The sequence below is a fragment of the Desulfonatronospira sp. genome (assembly GCA_003563255.1).
GTDB lineage: Bacteria > Desulfobacterota > Desulfovibrionia > Desulfovibrionales > Desulfonatronovibrionaceae > Desulfonatronospira.
Map to the genome: position 1 here is coordinate 1 of PWSL01000085.1, position 2622 is coordinate 2622.

Sequence of the window (2622 nt, forward strand, 5' to 3'; positions counted from 1 at the left end):
ACCTCCACCGCGAAGCCAATGCTTATGATTCACGCCCTCCCTATATTATTGAGATGGCGAAAAACCGTCTCAAAGGCACGGCCAAACTCATCGGTTCAATGGTTGAGGCAAAACTGGCAGAGGAAGAAATCAGAAACATCAACCAGGAACTTCAGAAATCCAATGCCGACAAGGACAGGCTGTTTTCCTATGTGGCCCATGACCTCAAGTCGCCCATTGCTGGATTTCTGAGCCTGACTGAGGTTCTATCTACGGATATCAAGGATTTTTCCCTTCAAGAACTTGAACTCTTGGCCGGGGAAATGCACAAGAGTTCAGAGAACTTGTATGCTCTTCTGGAAGACCTCCTGCAATGGGCTAAAATGAAACAGGGCATACTGGCTTACACACCAGAAGCAGTCTGCCTGAACGATATCGTGAACGCTGGCATTTCTGTTGCCAAAAACGTGGCTGACCAAAAGAATATCGATCTCTGGGATAATGTCCCCAGAGGAATGAATCTATTTGCTGATCAGCAGATGGTTTATTCAATAATCCGCAATCTTCTTTTCAATGCCATTAAATTCACGCATCGGGGTGGAAACGTGTCCATCCATGCCCATCAGGAAGGTTCCATGGTCAGGGTTATGGTTCATGATGACGGGATGGGCATGGACCAGGCAACAGCGGCTGGATTGTTTGCTATCGATCAAAAAAGATCTGTCAAGGGTACTGAAGGTGAGAAAGGGACCGGCCTGGGACTTGTTTTGTGCAAGGAGTTTGTGGAAAAGCATGGAGGACGGATCTGGGTGGAAAGCGAGCCGGGCCAGGGGACAACTGTATCTTTTACAGTGCCCAGTGGAGCCGAAGATATTTGTTAAGATCAATCGATCTGGTATTTGGTATAAATTCTTAAGTCTGAATCAGAAACCTGCATGCATGCTCTTTGAACTGTATACTAACGGCTATCTTGGAGCAGTAGTCAGAAAGTGAGCTTGCAAGGAATACCATTCGCAAGGATCATTTGATGGGAGGCTGGGACTACCTATGGACCTGGCACGTAGGCTCGTATAGAGGCATCCCCAAACAATCATATTTCCAAACGGATAGGCAACAGCCCAAAGGGTGCTTAAGGATTTTGCTTGGAACCTTTTTAGTATACAATTCGATTTTGCTTTTGCTTGGGTTTTATGAGTTACAAAATTTTAAAATAGACGTAAATAATACACCACATTATAATTCCAGCCAAGGATATTGCATGTCAAAAAAAGCTCCCTCGATACCCGACAAAGGCTCACTCGAGCAACCTGTCTTTGAGAATCCTCAAGAAATTCTGATGAATGCCCCTGTGGGTATTTTTACCACCACGCCTGATGGGCGTTATTTATCCGTCAACAACACCCATGCCCTGATGCACGGTTATGATTCTCCCCGGCAGCTTATGGACTCCATTACAGACATAGCCACCCAGATCTATGCAGACCCTGCTGACCGGGATAAACTGAAAAGTATGCTGGAACAATACGGCGAGGTCACCAACTTTGAATGCCTGTTGCGGCACAGAAGCGGCAGCACCATCTGGGTGTCTCAGAATGTCAGTGTGTTAAAAGATGAAGACGGAAATATCACCGGCTACCAGGGATTTAACCAGGACATTACCGAGAAGAAGCGGGCCGAGCAGTCGCTGCGAGTATCGGAAGAACGTACCCGGCATTTGAATGCAGTTCTGCAGGCCTATAACCAGGTCACTGAAGTATTTTTCAATGTAAAAGATGTAACCTCGCTGCTGCAGGATGTCTGCCAGGCCTTGGTGTCCACCAGGGGCTATTACAATGCCTGGATCATACTTCTGGATGATGAACTGAATGTTACATATTGGGGCCAGGCAGGTCTTGATGATGGGTTCCCGAAATTTCTTGACGGGTTTCAATATGGAAACAAGCCTGCATGCGCTCTAAATGCATCATCTTCGCCAGGCTTGCAGGTTGTCATAGATCCAGGCACTGATTGCGAGGACTGCCCTTTGGCTGAAAGTTATGCAGGCAGAGCCAGCTTTTCCGTGCGCCTGGAAGTTGAGGGTTTTGTACTGGGTCTGCTGACTGTCTCAATACCCAAAGATCAGGCCGGGGATAGTGAAGAGCAAAAGCTGTTCACCAACCTGGCCGGGACCATAGCCCAGGGCATACAGAGGATCCGTCTGGAAGAGATCCGCCGCATTCAAAGAGTGCGTTTGAAGAACTATGAGCAGATCATTTCCAGGGTCAACGATCCCATGTCTCTGGTGGGCACAGATTACAGGTATATCATTGTTAATGATGCATATTTGCGGGTTTTCGGCAAATCACGGGATGAAATAGAAGGTAGTACAGTAGAACAACTACTTGGGAAAGATATTTTTCAAAACCATGTCAAGCACCACCTGGACAAGGCCCTGGCAGGTGAAGAGGTTGTCTATGAACTCGATTTTTATGACAGGGAAGGTTCACTGAGGCACGCACTGGTTAACTATTATCCGTTTCATGATCAGGGCGGCCAGCTTACCGGGGTTGTGGCCTCAGTCAAGGATATTACTGAGCTTAAGCTGGCCGAGGAAAAACTGCGAGATAGCGAGGAAAAACACCGCCGCCTGTTTGAAACCATGGC

The 2622-nt window shown here is 47.4% G+C and carries 2 protein-coding genes; both read left to right on the top strand.

All coding sequences use genetic code 11. The features are described from left to right. Window positions 1-860 (top strand): HAMP domain-containing sensor histidine kinase (locus QZP87_RS02570; RefSeq protein WP_291321353.1); only part of this gene is annotated, 860 nt, incomplete at its 5' end. Window positions 861-1237: 377 nt separating this feature from the next. Next, the coding region (locus QZP87_RS02575; RefSeq protein ID WP_291321354.1) for a PAS domain S-box protein at window positions 1238-2622 on the top strand (1385 nt) is incomplete at its 3' end.